This window comes from Sphingomonas sp. CFBP 8760 (assembly GCF_014841615.1).
Taxonomy (GTDB): Bacteria; Pseudomonadota; Alphaproteobacteria; order Sphingomonadales; family Sphingomonadaceae; genus Sphingomonas.
The window spans coordinates 49,002-66,132 of sequence record NZ_JACYUG010000012.1; the positions used below are offsets into that span (position 1 = coordinate 49,002).

Annotated in this window: 15 protein-coding genes; 3 read left to right on the plus strand and 12 right to left on the minus strand. The window is 67.1% G+C overall.

Translation table 11 applies throughout. The annotated features are described in order from the left end of the window. Nucleotides 1-5: 5 nt before the first annotated feature. Entirely contained in the window at nt 6-920 is a 915-nt protein-coding gene (locus IFT82_RS14475) for a TSUP family transporter (RefSeq protein WP_192128023.1), read from the minus strand. A 113-nt stretch (nt 921-1,033) separates the two neighbouring features. On the opposite strand from IFT82_RS14475, the gene IFT82_RS21220 reads away from it, so the two are divergent. Together IFT82_RS21220 and IFT82_RS14485 are read left to right on the plus strand one after the other, a co-directional pair. Next, nucleotides 1,034-1,942, plus strand: a complete 909-nt coding sequence (locus IFT82_RS21220) for a LysM peptidoglycan-binding domain-containing protein (RefSeq protein WP_192128025.1) — start codon at nt 1,034-1,036, stop codon at nt 1,940-1,942. Between the two features lie 53 nt (nt 1,943-1,995). Next, nucleotides 1,996-2,406, plus strand: coding sequence for a hypothetical protein (locus tag IFT82_RS14485; protein WP_192128027.1), 411 nt, complete (start codon nt 1,996-1,998; stop codon nt 2,404-2,406). A gap of 576 nt (nt 2,407-2,982) precedes the next feature. On the opposite strand, the gene IFT82_RS14495 is transcribed toward IFT82_RS14485, so the two are convergent. Both IFT82_RS14495 and IFT82_RS14500 read right to left on the minus strand, forming a co-directional pair. Beyond that, nucleotides 2,983-4,722 carry a hypothetical protein gene (locus IFT82_RS14495; RefSeq protein WP_192128031.1) on the minus strand — a complete coding sequence of 580 codons (1,740 nt, stop codon included), beginning with the start codon at nt 4,720-4,722 and terminating at the stop codon, nt 2,983-2,985. A gap of 187 nt (nt 4,723-4,909) precedes the next feature. Then, nucleotides 4,910-5,086: a hypothetical protein gene (locus IFT82_RS14500; protein ID WP_192128033.1), complete on the minus strand. Its 177-nt coding sequence runs from the start codon at nt 5,084-5,086 to the stop codon at nt 4,910-4,912. Nucleotides 5,087-5,096: 10 nt separating this feature from the next. On the opposite strand from IFT82_RS14500, the gene IFT82_RS14505 reads away from it, so the two are divergent. Beyond that, nucleotides 5,097-5,399: a hypothetical protein gene (locus IFT82_RS14505; protein WP_192128035.1), complete on the plus strand. Its 303-nt coding sequence runs from the start codon at nt 5,097-5,099 to the stop codon at nt 5,397-5,399. On the opposite strand, the gene IFT82_RS14510 is transcribed toward IFT82_RS14505, so the two are convergent. From IFT82_RS14510 to IFT82_RS14550, 9 genes are all read right to left on the minus strand, one after another. Next, a complete protein-coding gene (locus tag IFT82_RS14510) occupies nt 5,396-6,367 on the minus strand; it encodes a hypothetical protein (RefSeq protein WP_192128037.1) in 972 nt (323 codons plus the stop codon). The two genes, IFT82_RS14505 and IFT82_RS14510, sit on opposite strands and share 4 nt — an antisense overlap. Next, nucleotides 6,364-7,737 (minus strand): glycosyl transferase family protein, encoded by a 1,374-nt coding sequence (locus tag IFT82_RS14515; protein ID WP_192128039.1) that lies wholly within the window; start codon nt 7,735-7,737, stop codon nt 6,364-6,366. The genes IFT82_RS14510 and IFT82_RS14515 overlap by 4 nt, the downstream gene beginning before the upstream one ends. A 105-nt stretch (nt 7,738-7,842) precedes the next feature. After that, nucleotides 7,843-9,024 carry a copper resistance protein B gene (locus tag IFT82_RS14520; protein WP_192128041.1) on the minus strand — a complete coding sequence of 394 codons (1,182 nt, stop codon included), beginning with the start codon at nt 9,022-9,024 and terminating at the stop codon, nt 7,843-7,845. After that, complete coding sequence (locus tag IFT82_RS14525) at nt 9,021-10,805, minus strand: copper resistance system multicopper oxidase (RefSeq protein WP_192128043.1); 1,785 nt, start codon at nt 10,803-10,805, stop codon at nt 9,021-9,023. The genes IFT82_RS14520 and IFT82_RS14525 overlap by 4 nt, the downstream gene beginning before the upstream one ends. 62 nt (nt 10,806-10,867) lie before the next feature. After that, nucleotides 10,868-11,461, minus strand: coding sequence for an RNA polymerase sigma factor (locus tag IFT82_RS14530; protein ID WP_342355118.1), 594 nt, complete (start codon nt 11,459-11,461; stop codon nt 10,868-10,870). Continuing rightward, nucleotides 11,458-11,898 carry a periplasmic heavy metal sensor gene (locus tag IFT82_RS14535; protein WP_192128045.1) on the minus strand — a complete coding sequence of 147 codons (441 nt, stop codon included), beginning with the start codon at nt 11,896-11,898 and terminating at the stop codon, nt 11,458-11,460. Before IFT82_RS14535 ends, IFT82_RS14530 begins: the two co-directional genes overlap by 4 nt. Beyond that, the gene (locus tag IFT82_RS14540) at nt 11,895-12,167 is read right to left on the minus strand and encodes a hypothetical protein (RefSeq protein WP_192128047.1); all 273 of its coding nucleotides are present in this window, start codon (nt 12,165-12,167) and stop codon (nt 11,895-11,897) included. The genes IFT82_RS14535 and IFT82_RS14540 overlap by 4 nt, the downstream gene beginning before the upstream one ends. 61 nt (nt 12,168-12,228) lie before the next feature. After that, entirely contained in the window at nt 12,229-14,034 is a 1,806-nt protein-coding gene (locus IFT82_RS14545) for a sensor domain-containing diguanylate cyclase (protein ID WP_192128054.1), read from the minus strand. A 140-nt stretch (nt 14,035-14,174) separates the two neighbouring features. After that, nucleotides 14,175-17,093: a TonB-dependent receptor gene (locus IFT82_RS14550; RefSeq protein WP_192128056.1), complete on the minus strand. Its 2,919-nt coding sequence runs from the start codon at nt 17,091-17,093 to the stop codon at nt 14,175-14,177. Between the last annotated feature and the right edge of the window lie 38 nt (nt 17,094-17,131).

The following is a 17,131-nucleotide window of genomic DNA, read 5'->3' on the forward strand; positions in this document are numbered from 1 at the left end:
CACCCTCACGATATCGTCACCGTGAAGATTTCCTCGGGCCGCCACACCAGCCCCAGCAGGATGCGGACCCCCACCGCCAGCACCATCAGCGCCAGCGCGAGGCGGAGATATTCGGGTTTCACCTTGGTCGCCAGCCGCGCCCCCACCTGCGCGCCGACCACCGATCCGATCAGCAACAGCCCCGCCAGCACGATATCGACCGCACGGGTGGTGGTGGCATGGACCATCGTGGCGACGGCGGTGACGAACAGGGTCTGGAACAGGCTGGTCCCCACCACCACGCCGGTCGCCATCCCGATCAGATAGATCATCGCCGGCACCAGGATGAAGCCGCCACCGATGCCCAGCAGGATCGTCAGCATCCCGGTTGCGAACCCCAGCAGCAACGGAGCCAGCGGCGAGATGTACAGACCCGATCCGTAGAAGCGCGTCCGGAACGGCAGCGCCGCGACCAGCGGATGATGCCGGCGCTTGGCGGCACGCGGCGGCTGACCGCGTCGTGCCAGTCCGATCGCAACCAGCGATTCCTTTGCCATCAGGCCGCCGATCGACCCCAGCATCAGGACATAGATGATCGCGATCACGGTATCGATCTGCCCCAGTTGCTGAAGCCACCGGAATATCCACGCCCCCGCAAAGGTGCCGAGCACCCCGCCCGCGACGAGCACCCCGCCCATCTTGAAATCGACCCCGCCCCGCCGGACATGCGCGAAGACGCCGGAGACGCTGGCACCGGTCACCTGACTGGCGGAGGAAGCGGCGGCGACGGTGGGCGGAATGCCGTAGACGATCAGCAGCGGCGTCGTGAGAAAGCCCCCCCCGACCCCGAACATCCCCGACAGCAACCCGACCCCGCCGCCCAGCAGCACGATCACCAGCGCATTGACCGACAGGTTGGCAACGGGAAGATACAGATCCACAACAGCGGCTTCTAGGTCGGATCGGCGGGCAAGAGAAGGTGCGGCTTGCTCCTGGCGCGAGCCCGTAACATAATGGTGATAGCGAAAGCGCCGTCTTCCCCGGAGATGCCGTCATGAAGCACCATGTCGTTCGCAGGGGCGAAAGCCTGTCCGCCATCGCCCGCCGTCACGGGATGCGCTGGCAGGACCTTGCCCGCATCAATCATCTGCACGATCCCGACCGGCTGAGCGTCGGACAGAGCCTGATCGTCCAGCCCGGGGCGGCGACGCCCGCCCCGGCGCGGCCGACCGCATCACCCGCCCCGGCCGGCCGGACCGTGCCCGTTCCCACCCCCAGACCCGCTGCGCCCGCCCCCGCGCCGTCCGCCCCACCGGGTGGCCCCGGCGATGCCGTCGCCGGCGAGGTGACGGAGGCGCAGCTGCGGGCGATCATGCCGGAGGCGGGCGGGCAGATCGGGCGGTTCATCGGACCGTTGAACACCGCGATGCGCGTGCATGGCATCAACACCAACGAACGCCGTGCCGCCTTCCTGGCGCAGATCAGCGTGGAAAGCGGCCAGCTGCGCAACGTCGAGGAGAATCTGAACTATTCGGCGCCGCGCCTGCGCGTCGTGTGGCCACGGCGCTTCCCCACTGCCGAGGCGGCGGCACCCTATGCCCGCAATCCGGAAGCGCTGGGCAATCATGTCTATGCCGACCGGCTGGGCAATGGCGACGAACGTAGCGGCGACGGCTATCGTTATCGCGGTCGTGGCCTGATGCAGACGACGGGTCGCTACAATTACCGCGTCGCCGGGTTCGAGAACGATCCCGATGCGCTGGCCCGACCGGTGACCGCCGCCGACAGTGCCGGCCTGTTCTGGACGACCAACGATCTCAACCGGCGGACGGCAACCGTCCTCGATCGAGAGGATTTCAACACGGTGTCCCGCACGGTCAATGGCGGCAACCACGGAAGCGAGGAACGATGGCAGGCATATCGACGAGCGTTGCGGGCATTACAGCCGGAATCGGAGGACTGATCGCACTGGCCGCGGTCGGTGCGGCGATGCCATCCGCCCCACGGCCCCGCGCCATGACGCAGCCCGTCGCCTTGTGCCGGCCGGGCGAAGCGCCGCTGTTCTCGTGTGCGATCGGACCGAAGCAGGTGGCGGTCTGCGGACGGAACGGTGCCGCCGTCTATCGGTTCGGCCGACCGGGTCAGGTCGAACTTACCTCTACCGCGCTGACAATGGCGATGCGTGGCTTTGCCGGCGGTGGCGAAACGCAGATCACCGCCTCCAACAAGGACTATCGCTATACGGTGTTTGACCGGACGACCCGGGCGGGTTTCGGCGATGACGGACGCCACGATGCCGGGATGACAAGCGGACTGCTGATCCAGCGCGCCGGCCGCAATGTTGCCGCCCGACGCTGTACCGGCGCGGCGACGATCTCGGCCAAGGCACAAGCCATCATCAGGCCAGGACCATATATCCCCCACTGAGGCGAGGTGTGAGGAGGGATCGCTTAGAAATCGCTGCCGATCGACAGCGCCGGTCCCGATCCCGGGGCGGCTTGGCCGGCGATGCGTTGCCGCCAGTCCAGCGTCACGCGCATCGTCCGATCCGTCACCGGGATCACGACGGCGAGTGTCGGGCCGACATCCAGCNTAACCACGCCAGCCTGCGCATAGGCTTCGAGACGGAAGCCGCCGCCGATCGTGACCGGATCGATCCCGCCCACCGCCAACGCCGCCGGGCCACCCCGTCCGCCATCGAGCGCGATGCGATGCTCGACGATCAGGTGGATGGGGGCCGCGCCCGGTTGTGAATGCTCGAATAACTGGGAACTACACCGACGTGGGATTGGGCGGGATCAAGCGGGATGTCGAGAGACTGAAGTCGCAGAAAACGGCGGTTTTCGACCAGTGCAGCGACGTTGCACCGGGTTTGATAGTCCGTGGAGCGGCAGTTCCCACTTAATCGATGCGGCTGGTCAGCTTGTCTCGGCGAAAGGGGGCGACGTTCCGAGTTTGTGATGGCGGCATCGTTCCCAGTTATGCTGCCATCACCTTGGTCCATCAGTGGAGCACGCCTCGCAGCTTCGGTGTCTCCGAAAGCGGCTGACCCGCATATTCGCGAAGCCCCCATGCCCCGTGGCCGGAGATCGAGCCGGTGGCAGAATACAGGGTCAGGAGGTCCCCGCCGCTGACCTTCGACCAGCCCGCCAGATAATCGCTGTAGATGCGTTCCATGCGGGGATCGCGATTGGCGGCAACCATGGTGTCCAGGCGGGCCGGATCGATCAGATGCTGGCCCCCTTCATAGCCGATCAGTCGCTTGCCGGTCCGCTTCGCCAGGGCGGCATAGGCGGTCGCTTCCCTGGCGATCTGCGATCGCGACGCGTCTGCCAGCCGCGCCACCATATCACCGCCAGCCGCGAGGTCGACCGTGAAGTAGGGTGCGATGGCGATGGCATCCACGCTGCCGCGCAGCTTGCCGCCGTTCCAGTCCATCAGGATTTCGCCGACCCACGGATTGCCCGCCTGCGTCGCGACGACGCGGACCAGATCGCGCGGGCGATCCGCATAGACCTTCGACCAGACCGCCATCAGGTCGATCACGCGCTGGGCATAGCGATATTGCGCCGACTGGAACGCATTGTCGGAAAGCTTGGCCGCCACCCCTTCTTTCTGCAACTGATGCGCCTGTCCGAACTGGTAATTCCAGACTTCGTTCGACAGCTCGACATAGACCGGGCGACCAGCGGGCACCTGATCGTGGACCATCTGCGCCATGCGCTGCTGGTAATCGGCGTCGGCATTCAGCGGCACGGTGAACCACGGGCTCGCGCCGACCGCATTGGTCAGCCCGATCTGGTATTCCAGCGCCACTCCGTCGCTGCCGCCGATCGACAGGCCGGCGGGCTTGCCCCGTGTCGCCCAGGTTACGGCGGCGGGGTTGCCGTTGGCACTCGACCAGTCGAGGAAACGCAGGACCCCGAACGGCTTCAGATAGGCGAGCAACTGCGGGGCGTAGATCGCGTCGGGCGCATCCGTCGTCAGCCGGCAGTCGATTGATCGGATCGGATCGCTGACGACGCTTTCCTGCACCTCGAACTGCACCGTCTGCTTTTGCGGAATATTCCTTGGCCAGACGAACGACAGGCTGTTGCCCTTCCGGCTGGTGTCGCGACGCGGCCCGCTCACCGATACGCGGCCCTTGCCCTTCCAGGTGCAGCGAGTCTCGGCAGCATCCGACGTGGCGGCGGCGGCCGGCGGCGTCAGAAACGCGATCATCGGACTGCCGGGTTTCACCTCGACGGGCTCACCATCCTTGACCATGGCGCCCGATGCGTAGCCCCAGCCCTGTGCGGGCAGGCGCCATTCCGCGCCCAGCATCTGGTTCGCGAACGACTGCTCACCCGACCAGTAGATGGTCGGCGCGAGATTGATGCCCAGTCTTGCGCGAGGGTCGGTAATCGGCGCCGGAGCCAGTGAGGACGTGGCACTTAAAGCCCGGTGGGCCGGGACCGTACTGCCGGCAGGGATGGCGACGGCGCACGTCTTCGCGGTGCCCAAGATCGGATCGCCGAACGTGGCGTTATTGCAGGGGACGGGGCCGGGAGCGATCCGATAGACGAACTTCTTCCCCGCCCCGTAGCGGATCAGCCCATTGGCCGGGGCGTCGCAGATCGCGTCCTCCGCTGCGCAGGTCGTCCACTCGGGGGCGGGAGACAGGGTGACAGATTGGGCGGCAAGCGGGCTTGCCGAAAACCCGGTAAGAGGCAATATTGCTGCCGTAATCTGCTTGAGGCGCATGATGCTTTCCTTAATCGCGCAAGGCGCTTTTATTGCTAGATGTAAAGCTGTCATTGTCGCGGCGGTTCGCGATCTATCTTCACCAATCCAACTGTCGACCGTGCGCTGCGAAGACTGTGCGGCCTTCGCAGCCGAGCACGACACGCTTTGCCCGTCATGCCGCACCATGACAAACGCGTGGTAACCATCACGCTAACAGGGCTGCCACGGGCGAGCGGAAGCCGGAGGCGTCGTTGCCCTCTACATCGGTATCACCCTTGATCGACACCATCTGTGTCGCGATGTCGCTGCCGTCGACGAAGGAGAAGGTCGGCGCTCCCGGCAGTCCCGCCGGGAAATCCGCTGCGGCCGCGCTGCCGGGCACATAGTCGGCGATGACCGCGACCGCGCGGGCAAGAGTGCTGCGTGACTTTGCCGGCGGTGGCGAAACGCAGATCACCGCCTCCAACAAGGACTACCGCTATACGGTGTTCGACCGGACGATCCGGGCGGGTTTCGGCGATGACGGACGCGACGATGCCGGGATGACAAGCGGATTGCTGATCCAGCGCGCCGGCCGCAACGTTGCCGCCCGACGCTGTACCGGCGCGGCGACGATCTCGGCCAAGGCAAAAGCCATCATCAGGCCGGGACCATTATATACCGCACTGAGGAGACGTATGAGGCGGGATCGCTAGAAATCGCTGCCGATCGACAGCGCCGGTCCCGATCCCGGGGCGGCTTGGCCGGCGATGCGTTGCCGCCAGTCCAGCGTCACGCGCATCGTTCGATCCGCCACCGGGATCGCGACGGCGAGTGTAGGGCCGACATCCAGCCGGGTGGCCCCCCGCTGCACCCCGCCCCAGCCGCCGACACCGAGATCGATCCGCATCCGCCCGATCGTCGTGACCGGTCGGGCGATGCGCAGTGCACCATCCGCAAAGGGTTCGGTGCGGGCGCGTCGGATCACACCAGCCTGCGCATAGGCTTCGAGACGGAAGCCGCCGCCGATCGTGACCGGATCGATCCCGCCTATCACCAAGGCGGCCGGGCCACCCCGTCCGCCATCGAGCGCGATGCGATGCTCGACGATCAGGTGGATGGGGGCCGCGCCCGGTTGCCAGTCGATCCCGAGCGCCAGTTCGGCGCCACGCCCGGTCGACGGTGCAGATACCCGCGCCGCCAGCGCCACCCGCCGCGCCGCGCCCAACGCGTACGTAAGGCGCACGCCCGCCTGCGATCCGCCAAGCTGCCCGCCCGGCTGGACGCTGGTGCCACCGCCGCGCGCGATGCCCCAGACGCTGCCGGCCCAGCGTGACGGGCCGGTCGCCAGCGGCGCGGGCGCAAGTGGTGGCGGCTGGACGCGATCGACCTGCCGCGGCGAGGGCGGGACGGTCACTGCGACGACGGTCGGCCGTAGCGCGGTTGTCGCCCGATCCCCCGCCACCGGCAACGAAACCGGCGCTTGTGGGACCGGCCGATGGCTTCCGACCCTTGCCGCTCGGTGCGGTGCCTCCGCGAAGAAAGCCTGGGCCTGCGTACGCGGCACCACCGCATCGATCAACGTCGGCACCGAATCGATCGTCGGCCACAACAGCGCGATGCGCAGCGTCGTCCATCCGCCCAGCGTGACCGCCAGAAACCGTAGCGGCCGGCCACCCTTCACGATGTGGTGGCTTCCGCGTCCGGGAAATGGTGTGCGGTCTTGTCCCAGGCGGGCGCGGTTCCGCGCAACATTCCCGCATAGCGCCACATCGCCCGCGCGGCGGCGAGCAGCAGCACGACGTTGCCGACCACGATCCGCGGTACCGACCACCATGCCTGTCGCCAACCTGCGGCCTGCCCCGTGAAAGCCGCGCGCATCCCCATCCGCCACGCCAGCAGCGCGGCATTGACCGGCAGCAGCAGCCGCACCGGATCGGCCAGGGCCGTGGCGGTCGCCTCCCCCGTCCAGCCGTGCAGCGCCGCCGACGCCAGCCACGCGGCAATCGCGCCATAGGCACTCAACAGCACCAGCACGGCGATCGGGGCACGCCGGTCCCGTGCGCGCATCCAGTGGTCGATCAGCGCCAGTGGCCGTGCCCAGCCGGTGCGGTCCCAGCCGGCGAGCGCGATGCCGGTGATCCACCGCGCCTTTTGCCGTACTGCCGCGGCCAGCGTCGCGGGGAAATAGGCACGCACCGCGACCGGCTGGCCGTGGTCGTCCGTCACCCGTGCAAAGACGCCACGCCCGCCCAGTTCGGCGATGCGCAGGCCCAGCTCGTAATCCTCGACCAGACTGGCCGGATCGAAGGGATCGCCGCCCCGCATCGCCGCCAGCCGCGCGACGATCCACGGCGCCACCGCGCAGCCGGTGCCCGCCAGCGGCATCCCCGCACCGATAAATGTACGGACCGGCAGCTGCTTTTGATGCGCCTCCGCGAATTCGTCCAGATAATGGCCGGAGACGAACGGCGATCCGGGCTTGACCAGCGGCATCACCGGTAGCTGTACCACCGCATGATCGCCGATCAGCGCGTCGAAGACGGTCAGCTCGTCGGGGTGGACCAGATCCTCGGCATCGTGCAGCGCGATCGCACGGGTCGATGCCACCGCGCCGGTTGTCGCCAGATCGTGCCACAAGGTGTTGAGGCACGCCGCCTTCGTCGTCGGCCCCGGCGTGTCGCCGATCACCGCTCGCACCCGCCTGTCGCGCGATGCGACCGCCATCACCGCCGCGATCGTGCCCGGATCGTTGGGATAGAGCCCGACATGGATGCGATAATCCGGATGGCGATAGCGGTCGAGCGCGCGGGCAAGCATCGGGCCGATCACCGCCTGCTCGTCCCATGCCGGCACGAACACCACGATCCGCCCCGCGCGTTCCGGCCGCAACATGGCGACCGTCCACGCCGCCTCGCGGCGGTGCCAAAGCCTGCGCACGACGAACAACAGGTCGACCAGCAGATCGTCCAGACCACCGATCAGCAGCCCGATCGCGGCGAACAGCATCGCCTCGCGCAGGACCATATCAATCGCGGTCTGTATTGCCTCCATCACCACCGCCCCCGATCCGGCAATCCATCCGAAATGGATGTTTATCGGATCGGAAGCAATCAGACGGGGTTCAGGGCATCGTCCCGAACTGAAGCAGGTGGAACGTCAGAACCAGGTACGGACACCCAGAACGCCGACGATCCCCCCCGTCGTCGAAGCGCCGTCGGCGCGGAAGTAACGGGCACTGCTGCCATAGCGGCGTTCCCACGAAAGACCGACATAGGGCGCGAATTCGCGTCTGATCTCGTAACGCAGGCGCAGGCCGATTTCGGCACTCGACAGCCCGGCGCCGATCCCGCTGGCGGATACGTCCTGTGCGGCAAGGTTCATTTCGACGCGGGGTTGCAGGATCGCGCGCTGGGTCAGGCGTTGGTCGTACCAGGCCTCCACGCGCGCCAGCACGTCGCCCCGGTTCGAGACGAACACCGCCCCCTCGACGTCGAACCAATAGGGCGCGAGCCCTTCGATACCGATCGTCGCATAGGTGCGCCGCGCGCCGGCACCGATATCCTGCCGGACCCCCGCCTGCAGGTTCCAATAGGGGTCGATCGCGCGGGCATATAGCGCCTGCACCTCCGCCGCCTCGACCTGGCGGCCGAACCCGCCTTCGCCCTCGGTCTTCACCACCAGCCGATCGATATCGCCGCCGAACCAGCCTTCGCCGTCCCAGCGATAGCCGTCGCGACCGTTTCGCACCTGCATCTCGGCGAGGTTGAAGATGATCTGGCCGAACCGCATGCCGCCATGCTCCTGCCGCATCGCGCGGTTCGCCGCGTCCATCGCTGCGGGGTCGTGGAAGCGCGCAGCCGCCAGATCGGCCGGCGGGGCTGGCGCGGGGGCATTGCCGGCGGGCTGATCGGTGCCGGCCGGCATATCGTTCTTCGCGACAGGGGCGGCGGGGATACAATGACCCATCGCGGCATGCGCCGGCAGACACGGATCGGCGGGCGCGGGCATCGCCATGCCGGGCATGCCGCCGTGATCGGGCATCACGTCGGCCGACGGTGCGGGCGTCGGCGGCGTGGGGGTGCAATGCCCCATAGCCGCATGTTCGGGTGAACATGCCTCCGCCGCGGGCGTCGCCATTATCGCGCCGGACTTGGCGGGGGCTGCGGTTTTCGTCCGGCGCTGTGTGGCCGGAGCCTTCTTTACGACCCGTCTGACCGGCTTCTTCGGCTGCGGCGCGGGGGGGGACATCTTCATTCCCGGCATCGCCATGCCGTGCATATCGTGCATCTGCGCGGCGGCAGGCGTCGCCAGCGCGATCGAGAGGATCAACCCCTTCATGCCGCCGTCCCCTCTTCGCTATCGGGGCGGACGGTGACGACCTGCATCATCCCGGCATGCATGTGATAGAGGAGATGGCAATGGAACGCCCAGTCGCCGACCGCATCGGCGGTCAGGTCGAAGGTCGCGGTGCCGCCAGGGGCGACGTTGATCGTGTGCTTGCGCGGGGCATGATCGCCATGCCCCGTCACCAGTTCGAAGAAATGGCCGTGGAGATGGATCGGGTGCGCCATCATCGTGTCGTTGACCAGCGTCACGCGCACCCGCTCGCCCTGCCGGAACGGGATCGGCGCGGTCACCTCGTTCAGCTTCACGCCGTCGAACGCCCACATATAGCGTTCCATGTTGCCGGTCAGGTGGATGCGTAGCTGGCGGGACGGCGCGCGCAGATCCGGGTTGCGATCGAGCGCCACCAGATCGCGATAGACCAGTACCCGGTGCCCGACATCGGCAAGCCCTTGCGGCGGCTCGCCCGTCCGGTCGACCGGCATGGGCGCGACCGTCTGCACCGTCGGTGTCCTGGGCAGACCGGGGGCGTTGGCGAAGTCGCGCATCGAATGGTCCATGACGGTGGCCATCGGCGGGCCGCCGGGGGCGCAATGCCCCATAGCGGCATGTTCGGGCGAACAATCGGCGATAGCGGGGGCGGCCCCGTGATCCATTCCGGCCATACCGCCCATCCCCATGTCCTTCATGGTCGCGAGCGGGCGGCGGCGCAACGCGGGTACCGGCGCCACCATCCCGATTTGCGGCGCCAACGTCGCCCGCGCCATCCCCGATCGGTCCCATGCCTCCGCCACCAGCGTATAGGCATCGGGGCCGGCGGGTTCGACCAACACGTCATAGGTTTCGGCGACCGCGATCTGCAATTCTTCGACCGCGACAGGCCTCACATTCTGGCCATCGGCCTGCACGATCGTGAGTTTCAGCCCCGGGATACGGACGTTGAAGATCGTCATCGCCGAGGCGTTGACGATCCGAAGCCGTACCTGCTCACCGGGCGTGAACAGCGCAGTCCAGTTGTCGGCGGGTCCATGTCCGTTGACCAGATAGGTGTAGGTCGCGCCGGTCACGTCGGATACGTCGGTCGGGTCCATCCGCATTCCGCCCCACATCCGGCGTTCCCCCGCCGGCTGGTCCCTGCCCACCAGCAAACCACCCAGCGTCTGCTTCTGGTAGTTGAAGTAACCGCCCTGCAATTTGAGTTTGCGGAAGATGGCATGGGGGTGAAGCGGGCTGTGATCCGACAGCACGATCACATGCTCCCGGTCCGACACCACCGGATCGGGGCCGGCGGGATCGATCACGATCGGTCCGTAATGCCCCATCTGCTCCTGCAGGCCCGAATGGCTGTGATACCAGTAGGTCCCCGCCTGGATCACCGGAAATTCGTAGGTGAAGGTCGTTCGCGCGGGGATACCCGAAAAGCTGATTCCCGGCACGCCGTCCATCTGGAACGGCACCAGCAGGCCATGCCAGTGGATCGATGTTTCCTCGTCGAGGGTGTTGGTTACCGCCAGCCGGACATTCTGGCCCTGTTTCAGCCGGATCAGCGGGCCAGGGACGGTGCCGTTGATCCCGATCGCATGCTGCTGCCGGCCGTCGATCGTCATCATCCGGTGTCCGACCGTCAGCGCGATATCGGTGCCCGATACCGTCGGCAGCGGTGCCGCCAGCCCCTTGGATATCGGCTGTGCCCAGGCCGGCAGCCACGGCAGCGCCAGCGCGCCGCCGCCCAGCGTGGCGTCGCGCAGGAAACGGCGTCGGGTCGGTCGGGTCATGCAGGTCCTTAGGGCAGGCGGAGCGGTGTCATTCATTCATACGGGGCGCGGGTGGCGATCCCTCATGCCCGTCCTTCATCTATTGCCAGCGCGGCGCGGGCGCGCCGGATGCGCAGTTCGACCGCCTTGGCCGTGATACCCAGCGCTTCGGCCGCCTCGGCATGGCTGAGATCGTCGACCCCGCACAGCAGCAGCGGCTCACGCAGCGCGGCGGGCAGCCGCGCGATGCCGGCGAGCGTCCTGGCCAGATCGTCGCGGTCGATCGCCCATGCCTCCGCATCGGCGGCGGGATCGACGACGCGCTCGGCCGCCTCGATCGGCAGCACCCGTGTCAGGAAGCGGCGCACCTGCCGCCGCCGATGCCAGTCCCGGCACTTGTTGATCGCGATCCGCGCCAGCCAGGCGCGCAGCGAACGAGCCGGATCGTACCGGGCCAGCGCGGCATGGGCCGACACGAAGCTTTCCTGCACCAGATCGAGCGCCTCGTCGGGCTCGCCGGTCTGCGCGACGATCAGCCGGTACAGCGATTGCTTGTGCCGCCGCATCAGCACGGCAAATGCGGGTTGCCGTGCGGCGGGCAGGCCCCTGAGGTGCAACGCGACCAGCGCGGCGTCATCCAGCGCATCGGAGGCGGGCGCGTCCGGATCGACGTTCACGGTGCCGGGGTCAGCGCCCGCACCACGACCCGGTCGAACGCCGCCGTCTGGTCGGGTCGCATCAGCCTGCGCATGGCAAAGACATGCGCCAGCGTCGCTTTCTGCAACGCGCCCATCGTGTGATGCGATCGATCGACCGCTGCGGCGACGGCGGGGCCATTGTCGTGCTCCCGCTCGATCGCGGCGGCGAGGCGGGTGTTGTCGGCGCGCAACTGCGCCTCCAGCGCCGCCCGCTGTACCGCGAAACGGGCCTCCAGCCCGTCGATCGCGGCTTCCTGCGTGGCGTCGAACACGATGTCGTTATGGAGCAACGCGTGAAGCTCGGTGCCGCGATGCGGCGAGGACGACAGCATCCGGCCGCCCACCAACACCCCCGCAACCGCCGCAAGGAACGCCAGCACGACCGTCAGCGCGTTGCGGCGAAGCGCCGATGTCATCGCCCGAGCAGCAGCGTCGAGGGTGCCAGCGCGGTGTCGATACCGATCGGCCCTGCCGCCTGCGCCATGCCCCCACCCAGGCCGGTGCCGCCGATCAGCCCCAGCACCAGCGCCGCCCCCACCGACCACAGGCCGATCGTCCGACTGGACGCCCGGTGGCGGGCATCGTCGTCGATCGCCGCAAGGACATTCGCTTCGAGCTGATCGAGCGCAGGCGGCACCGCGATCCTCGCCAGCCGGGCCAGTCCGTTGTCGACGGGATCATCCATGGTGGTACAACCTCCTGATCGCCATACGCATCGGCGGCCGCGATCCCTCTACCACCCGCCGTCAGGCAGCGACGCGCAGCGTGTTGCGACCGCCATGCTTGGCCGCATAGAGCGCATCGTCGGCCGCCTGCATCAGGCCGCTGGCATCGGCCCCGGGGTGGAACGTCGCGACCCCCAGACTGGCGGTGATGGTGCGGACGCCCGGTGCCACCGGATCGGCGGTGGCGATCGCATGACGGACCCGTTCGGCCGTGACCAGCGCCCCTTCCGACGTCACTCCATCGATGACGAGCATGAATTCCTCACCACCGATCCGGCCGACAAGGTCGGTTTCGCGCAGCGCCATGCGGCACAATTCCGCCACGCGTACCAGCACGGCATCGCCCATCGCATGGCCATAATCGTCGTTGATCGATTTGAAATGATCGATGTCGAGCATCGCGATCGCTACCGGTTGGCCGCCGGTGGATGCGCGGACGATGCGCTCGTCCAGTACGGCCAGCGCCTTTCGCCGGTTGGCGATACCGGTCAGCTGGTCGGTTTCCGAGAGCGTGACCGCGCGGCGCGCCTCGTGCTCGGCGGCGTCGCGGGCGGCGTGGAGCGCCCGCACCGATTCGACCCGCGCGGTCACGTCCTGCATCATGCCGAACACCGCCACCGTCTGGTCATGACGATCGCGTTCCGCCTCACCGCGAACATGGACGTCGCGAACCGTGCCGTCCCGACGCATGATACGCGCGTCCAGGTCGAACGGCTCGCCCGTTATCATCAACTGGTTTACCGCATTCGTCATGCGTAGCTGATCGTCCGCATGGAACAGGCATAATGCATCATGACGCGACGGTGCCTCGCCATGTTCGTCCAGCCCGTGCATCCGGAACACCTCCGCCGACCAGAGCATCGATCCGTCGTCGGCGGCGAACCGCCAGTGGCCGACATGCGCCGCGCGCTCGGCCATCTCCAGCAATCGCTTGTCGCGACCGATGCGGGCCATCATCCGCTCCCGCGTGGCCAGCAGCGCCGCCAGCGGCAACGCCGAACCGAGCAGGGTCAGCAGATAGAACTGGAAGAACAGCACCGCGCGCTCGACCCCGTCGACGAACGTGACCGGCCCCAGTCCATAACCGGTGGCGACCGATCCGATGATCGCGATCAGCAGCACGCTGACGGTCGCGCCGTGCGGCCCCAGCCGATAGGTTGCGGCCAGCACCCCCAGCATCGGCAGCGTCAGCAGCGGATAGGTCGATTGCGCGAATACGCCGATGCTGAGCACCGCGACACCCGTCAGGATGAGGCCGCCCTCGATCATCACCCGCATCGGCGGCGTCGCCGGGCGCTCCATGACGATGTTCGCGCCCGTCAGCACCACGGGCGTCACGATCATCATACCCAGCGCCACCGTCGTCAGCCACGACAGGAAGACCGCGCCCGACGGGACGGGCGACACCATAATGGCCATGGTGGCGCTCACCGTACTGGCGATCACCGCCGCCAGGCAGAACCGCCCGACGCTGGCCGGATCGGCGAAGGAGAGGTCGATCGGGCGTTGCCGCCGCAACAGATACGTCGCCAGCACCGATTCGCTGACATTGATGATCGAGAAGCCGAGCGCACGAGGCCAGGCTGCGCCGGCATCCATATTGGCGGTAAAGCTGGCGACACCCGCCGCGATCATGAAGGCGGGCCAGCGTTTTGGCGGAGACAGCAGCAGCGCCGACAGCAGGATGCCGCTGGCGGGCCAGATCGTCGCGACCCCGTCGATCCCGCGGGTGAGGTGGAGCGACAGCGAGGCGAAACAGAAATAGGCCAGCCCCAAGAGGATCGGCCACAGCACGATATGGTCAATGCGGATTGAGCGGGCGGCCATCACCCCCTGCTTACGATAACCAAGATTAACGTACCACCGCCAAGCATCTGATCGGGGTCAACGCATACAAGTTTGTGGTGAAACGATTTTCAGATCGGTCGGACCGGGCGGACGGCAACGCGGCCGCCCGCCCTGCCCGATCAGAACTTCACCCGCACGCCGCCATAGACGCGCCGACCATAGGTTTCGATGATGTTGCGGCGATAGATGCTCGCCGCATTCTCGGTACGCTGCGCATTGAACACGTTCACGCCTTCCAGGAACACCGAGACGTTGTCGGTCAGCGTCGCGCTGGCCGAGGCATCCCACTGCCCGAACGGCTCACCCACCGCCGGGTTGTTGCCGCGGTCGAGCGCCGCGATCACGAAACGCGACCGCCAGTTGTACGACAGCCGGGCCGAGATCGTCCCATCGTCATAATAACCCGACAGGTTGTAGCTGTGCTTCGACAGGCCGGGGAAGGTCAGCGAATCACCGGTGAAATAGTCCCGCTGATTATATCCCTTGTCGTCCGAATAGGTGTAGTTCGCCGTCACCCCGAAGCTGTCGAACGGCTGGGGCAGGAATTCGAACGCGAACTGGCCGCCGAGTTCGGCACCGTTGATCTGCACCTTCGACGTGCCGTTGACCGGCAGCGTGATCGTGTAGTTGACGCCGTCGATCACCTCCTGTTGCGTCGTGCGGTCGACGAACGAGCTGATGTCCTTGCGGAACAGCGTCGCGGAGACGAAATTGACCCGGCTGATGTACCATTCCACGCCCAGATCATATTGCGCGGCGCGATAGGGCTGGAGGCCGGGGTTGCCTCGCGATCCGGTCAGCCCGAGGATGTCGAGCGTGAAGCGCGGCGCCAGATCGGCGGGCGACGGCCGGGCGATCACCTCCGTCGCGGTGGCGCGCAGCTGGAGCTTGTTGGGGATCAGCTCCATCTTCAGGTTCAGGCTGGGCAGGAACTCGGTATATTCGCCCTGTGACCTGAACGGCGTGACCGAACCTGGGCGATTCTGCGCCGGCACTGGTGCCACCACGACCGATCCGCGCGTGCTGGTCTTCGTATTGATGACGCGGCCGCCGACCACACCGGTCAGTCGCTTGCCGAACGGTTCGAACTCGAACGCGGCGGAGACATAGGCAGCGAGGTTCTTGTCGGTGACACCCCAGGTATCCGCCGCCACCGGATTGACGAACGGATCGGGAATGCCCGCCGCGTTGGCGACGTCCATGCCCAGGTTCAGCCAGCGGTTGATGCCGTTGAAGCCGAGATCGCCGGTGTTGAAGAAATCATGGTCGCCCAGCGTTGCGTTCGGACCGACGATGTTCTGGATCTGGCTGATGATCGCGGCATTGGTGCCGGTCGACTGGATGATCGGCTGGGACGACCCGCTGGCATAGCTGGCTTGGGTGATATTGCCGAAGCCCGGCGTATTCGCGACATACCCGTTATAGGTTCTGGTCCCGTCGAACAGACGGCTGGTGACCTTCACGTCGCGCTTCTGCACGCCGATCTTCAGCGAGGTCAGCCACGTCTCCGGCTTGTATTCGCCGTCCAGCTTGAAATCGATCTCGCGCTGGTTGTTGTAGCGCGGGCGACGCAGCACGGCGAACTGGGTGATACCCGTCGTGGTCGTCGGATCGATCGGCAGGATGATGTTGGGCGCCTGCTGGTCGCCGGTATAATCAATCGTGATCGACGGCAGCCCCTGTGCGGTCGCGGTGGCGTTGATCTCGTTATTATACGCCTTGGCCTTGGCATAGCTGGCGCGGCCGGTGACCTTGAATTGATCGGTCACGTCCCAGTCGGCGCCGACCTGCCCGTTGAACTGCTGCCGGTCGATCACGCCCAGGATGTTGCGATAGGACGCGCTGAGGCCACCGGCGCCGCCGGTTGGTCCGACGAACGTCACCTTGTCGACTGTCTGGTCAGGGCCCAGCGTCGTATTGGCGAGGTCGACGCCGCCGTTCGGCAGCCCCGACTGTGTGGTGCCGAGTTGCAGGAACTGCGTGTCGATCTTCTGCTTGCCGCGGGTATAGGTGCCCTCGACGAAGGCGCGCACATCGTCGCTCGGCCGCCACTCGACGATGCCGTTGAATGCGTAACGCTCGGTCAGTTCGCGATTGATGACGTAGCGGGGCACGTCCGGGAAGAAGTCGCCGAAGCCGTTATTGTCGATGTCGACGCAGCGGGACTGGTTGCGGCCGACGAGGCAGCCGGTGCTCGTCGGGTTGGCCGCGGAATTGGGAAAACGCTCGATCTGGCGCCAGCCGGTGGTGCGCGCCTGATCGTACCACAGGCTGCGCTTTTCGTAGGTGGCGGAACCGAGGACGCCGATCGTGTCGTTGGCGAACAGCTTGCTGCCGATCAGCGCGAACTTCGGGTCGACGCGGTCGGCAAGGTCGCCGTACACCGCCTGCGCGGAGCCGGACAGGAAACCCTCCTTGGCGTCGAACGGCCGGCGCGTGATGATCCGGACGGTGCCGCCAAGCCCGCCTTCGGTCATGTCGGCGGTGGCGGACTTCACCACTTCGAGGCGCGAGACGAACTCGGCGGGAATGTCGCGGAACTCGACCGAACGGGTCGCGACACCCGCACCGGTCGACAGCGCGGTCTGGCCGTTGATCTCGACGCGGTTGAGCGCGGGGTCCGCACCACGGATCGACACACCGGAGCCTTCGCCGCCCGCGCGGGTGATCTGCACGCCGGTGACGCGCTGCAACGCCTCGCCGACGTTCTTGTCCGGGAACTTGCCGATATCCTCCGCCGAGATCGCGTCGAGCACCTGCGCCGAGTCGCGCTTGGCACTGAGCGCATTGGCCAGACTGGCGCGAATGCCGGTGACGACGATGTCGGGGCCGCTGGCGTCGTCAGCGACCGGCGCCGGCTGGGTCGGCTGTTCGGTGGTCGATTGGACAGGCGCCGGTGTCGGCGCGGGCGCGCCTTGCGGCGTGGTGGTGATCGGTGCGGTCTGGGCCGCGGCGCCGGACGCGGCAGCCAGCAGCAGGGCGGCGCCGAGCGCCACGCGCGAGGTGCCGCTGAGTACGGCGATAGTCGAATGGGTCATCGATCCCCTCCATCACATGGGAGTGTACGCACCCGCGT

Coding starts and splice junctions, on each gene's coding strand:
- IFT82_RS14545 (WP_192128054.1), bottom strand. CDS start 14,034: ATGGCCGCCCGCTCAATCCGCATTGACCATATCGTGCTGTGGCCGATC.
- IFT82_RS14495 (WP_192128031.1), bottom strand. CDS start 4,722: ATGCGCCTCAAGCAGATTACGGCAGCAATATTGCCTCTTACCGGGTTT.
- IFT82_RS14485 (WP_192128027.1), top strand. CDS start 1,996: ATGACGCAGCCCGTCGCCTTGTGCCGGCCGGGCGAAGCGCCGCTGTTC.
- IFT82_RS14535 (WP_192128045.1), bottom strand. CDS start 11,898: ATGACATCGGCGCTTCGCCGCAACGCGCTGACGGTCGTGCTGGCGTTC.
- IFT82_RS14520 (WP_192128041.1), bottom strand. CDS start 9,024: ATGAAGGGGTTGATCCTCTCGATCGCGCTGGCGACGCCTGCCGCCGCG.
- IFT82_RS14550 (WP_192128056.1), bottom strand. CDS start 17,093: ATGACCCATTCGACTATCGCCGTACTCAGCGGCACCTCGCGCGTGGCG.
- IFT82_RS14525 (WP_192128043.1), bottom strand. CDS start 10,805: ATGACCCGACCGACCCGACGCCGTTTCCTGCGCGACGCCACGCTGGGC.
- IFT82_RS14505 (WP_192128035.1), top strand. CDS start 5,097: ATGACCGCGACCGCGCGGGCAAGAGTGCTGCGTGACTTTGCCGGCGGT.
- IFT82_RS21220 (WP_192128025.1), top strand. CDS start 1,034: ATGAAGCACCATGTCGTTCGCAGGGGCGAAAGCCTGTCCGCCATCGCC.
- IFT82_RS14540 (WP_192128047.1), bottom strand. CDS start 12,167: ATGGATGATCCCGTCGACAACGGACTGGCCCGGCTGGCGAGGATCGCG.
- IFT82_RS14515 (WP_192128039.1), bottom strand. CDS start 7,737: ATGGAGGCAATACAGACCGCGATTGATATGGTCCTGCGCGAGGCGATG.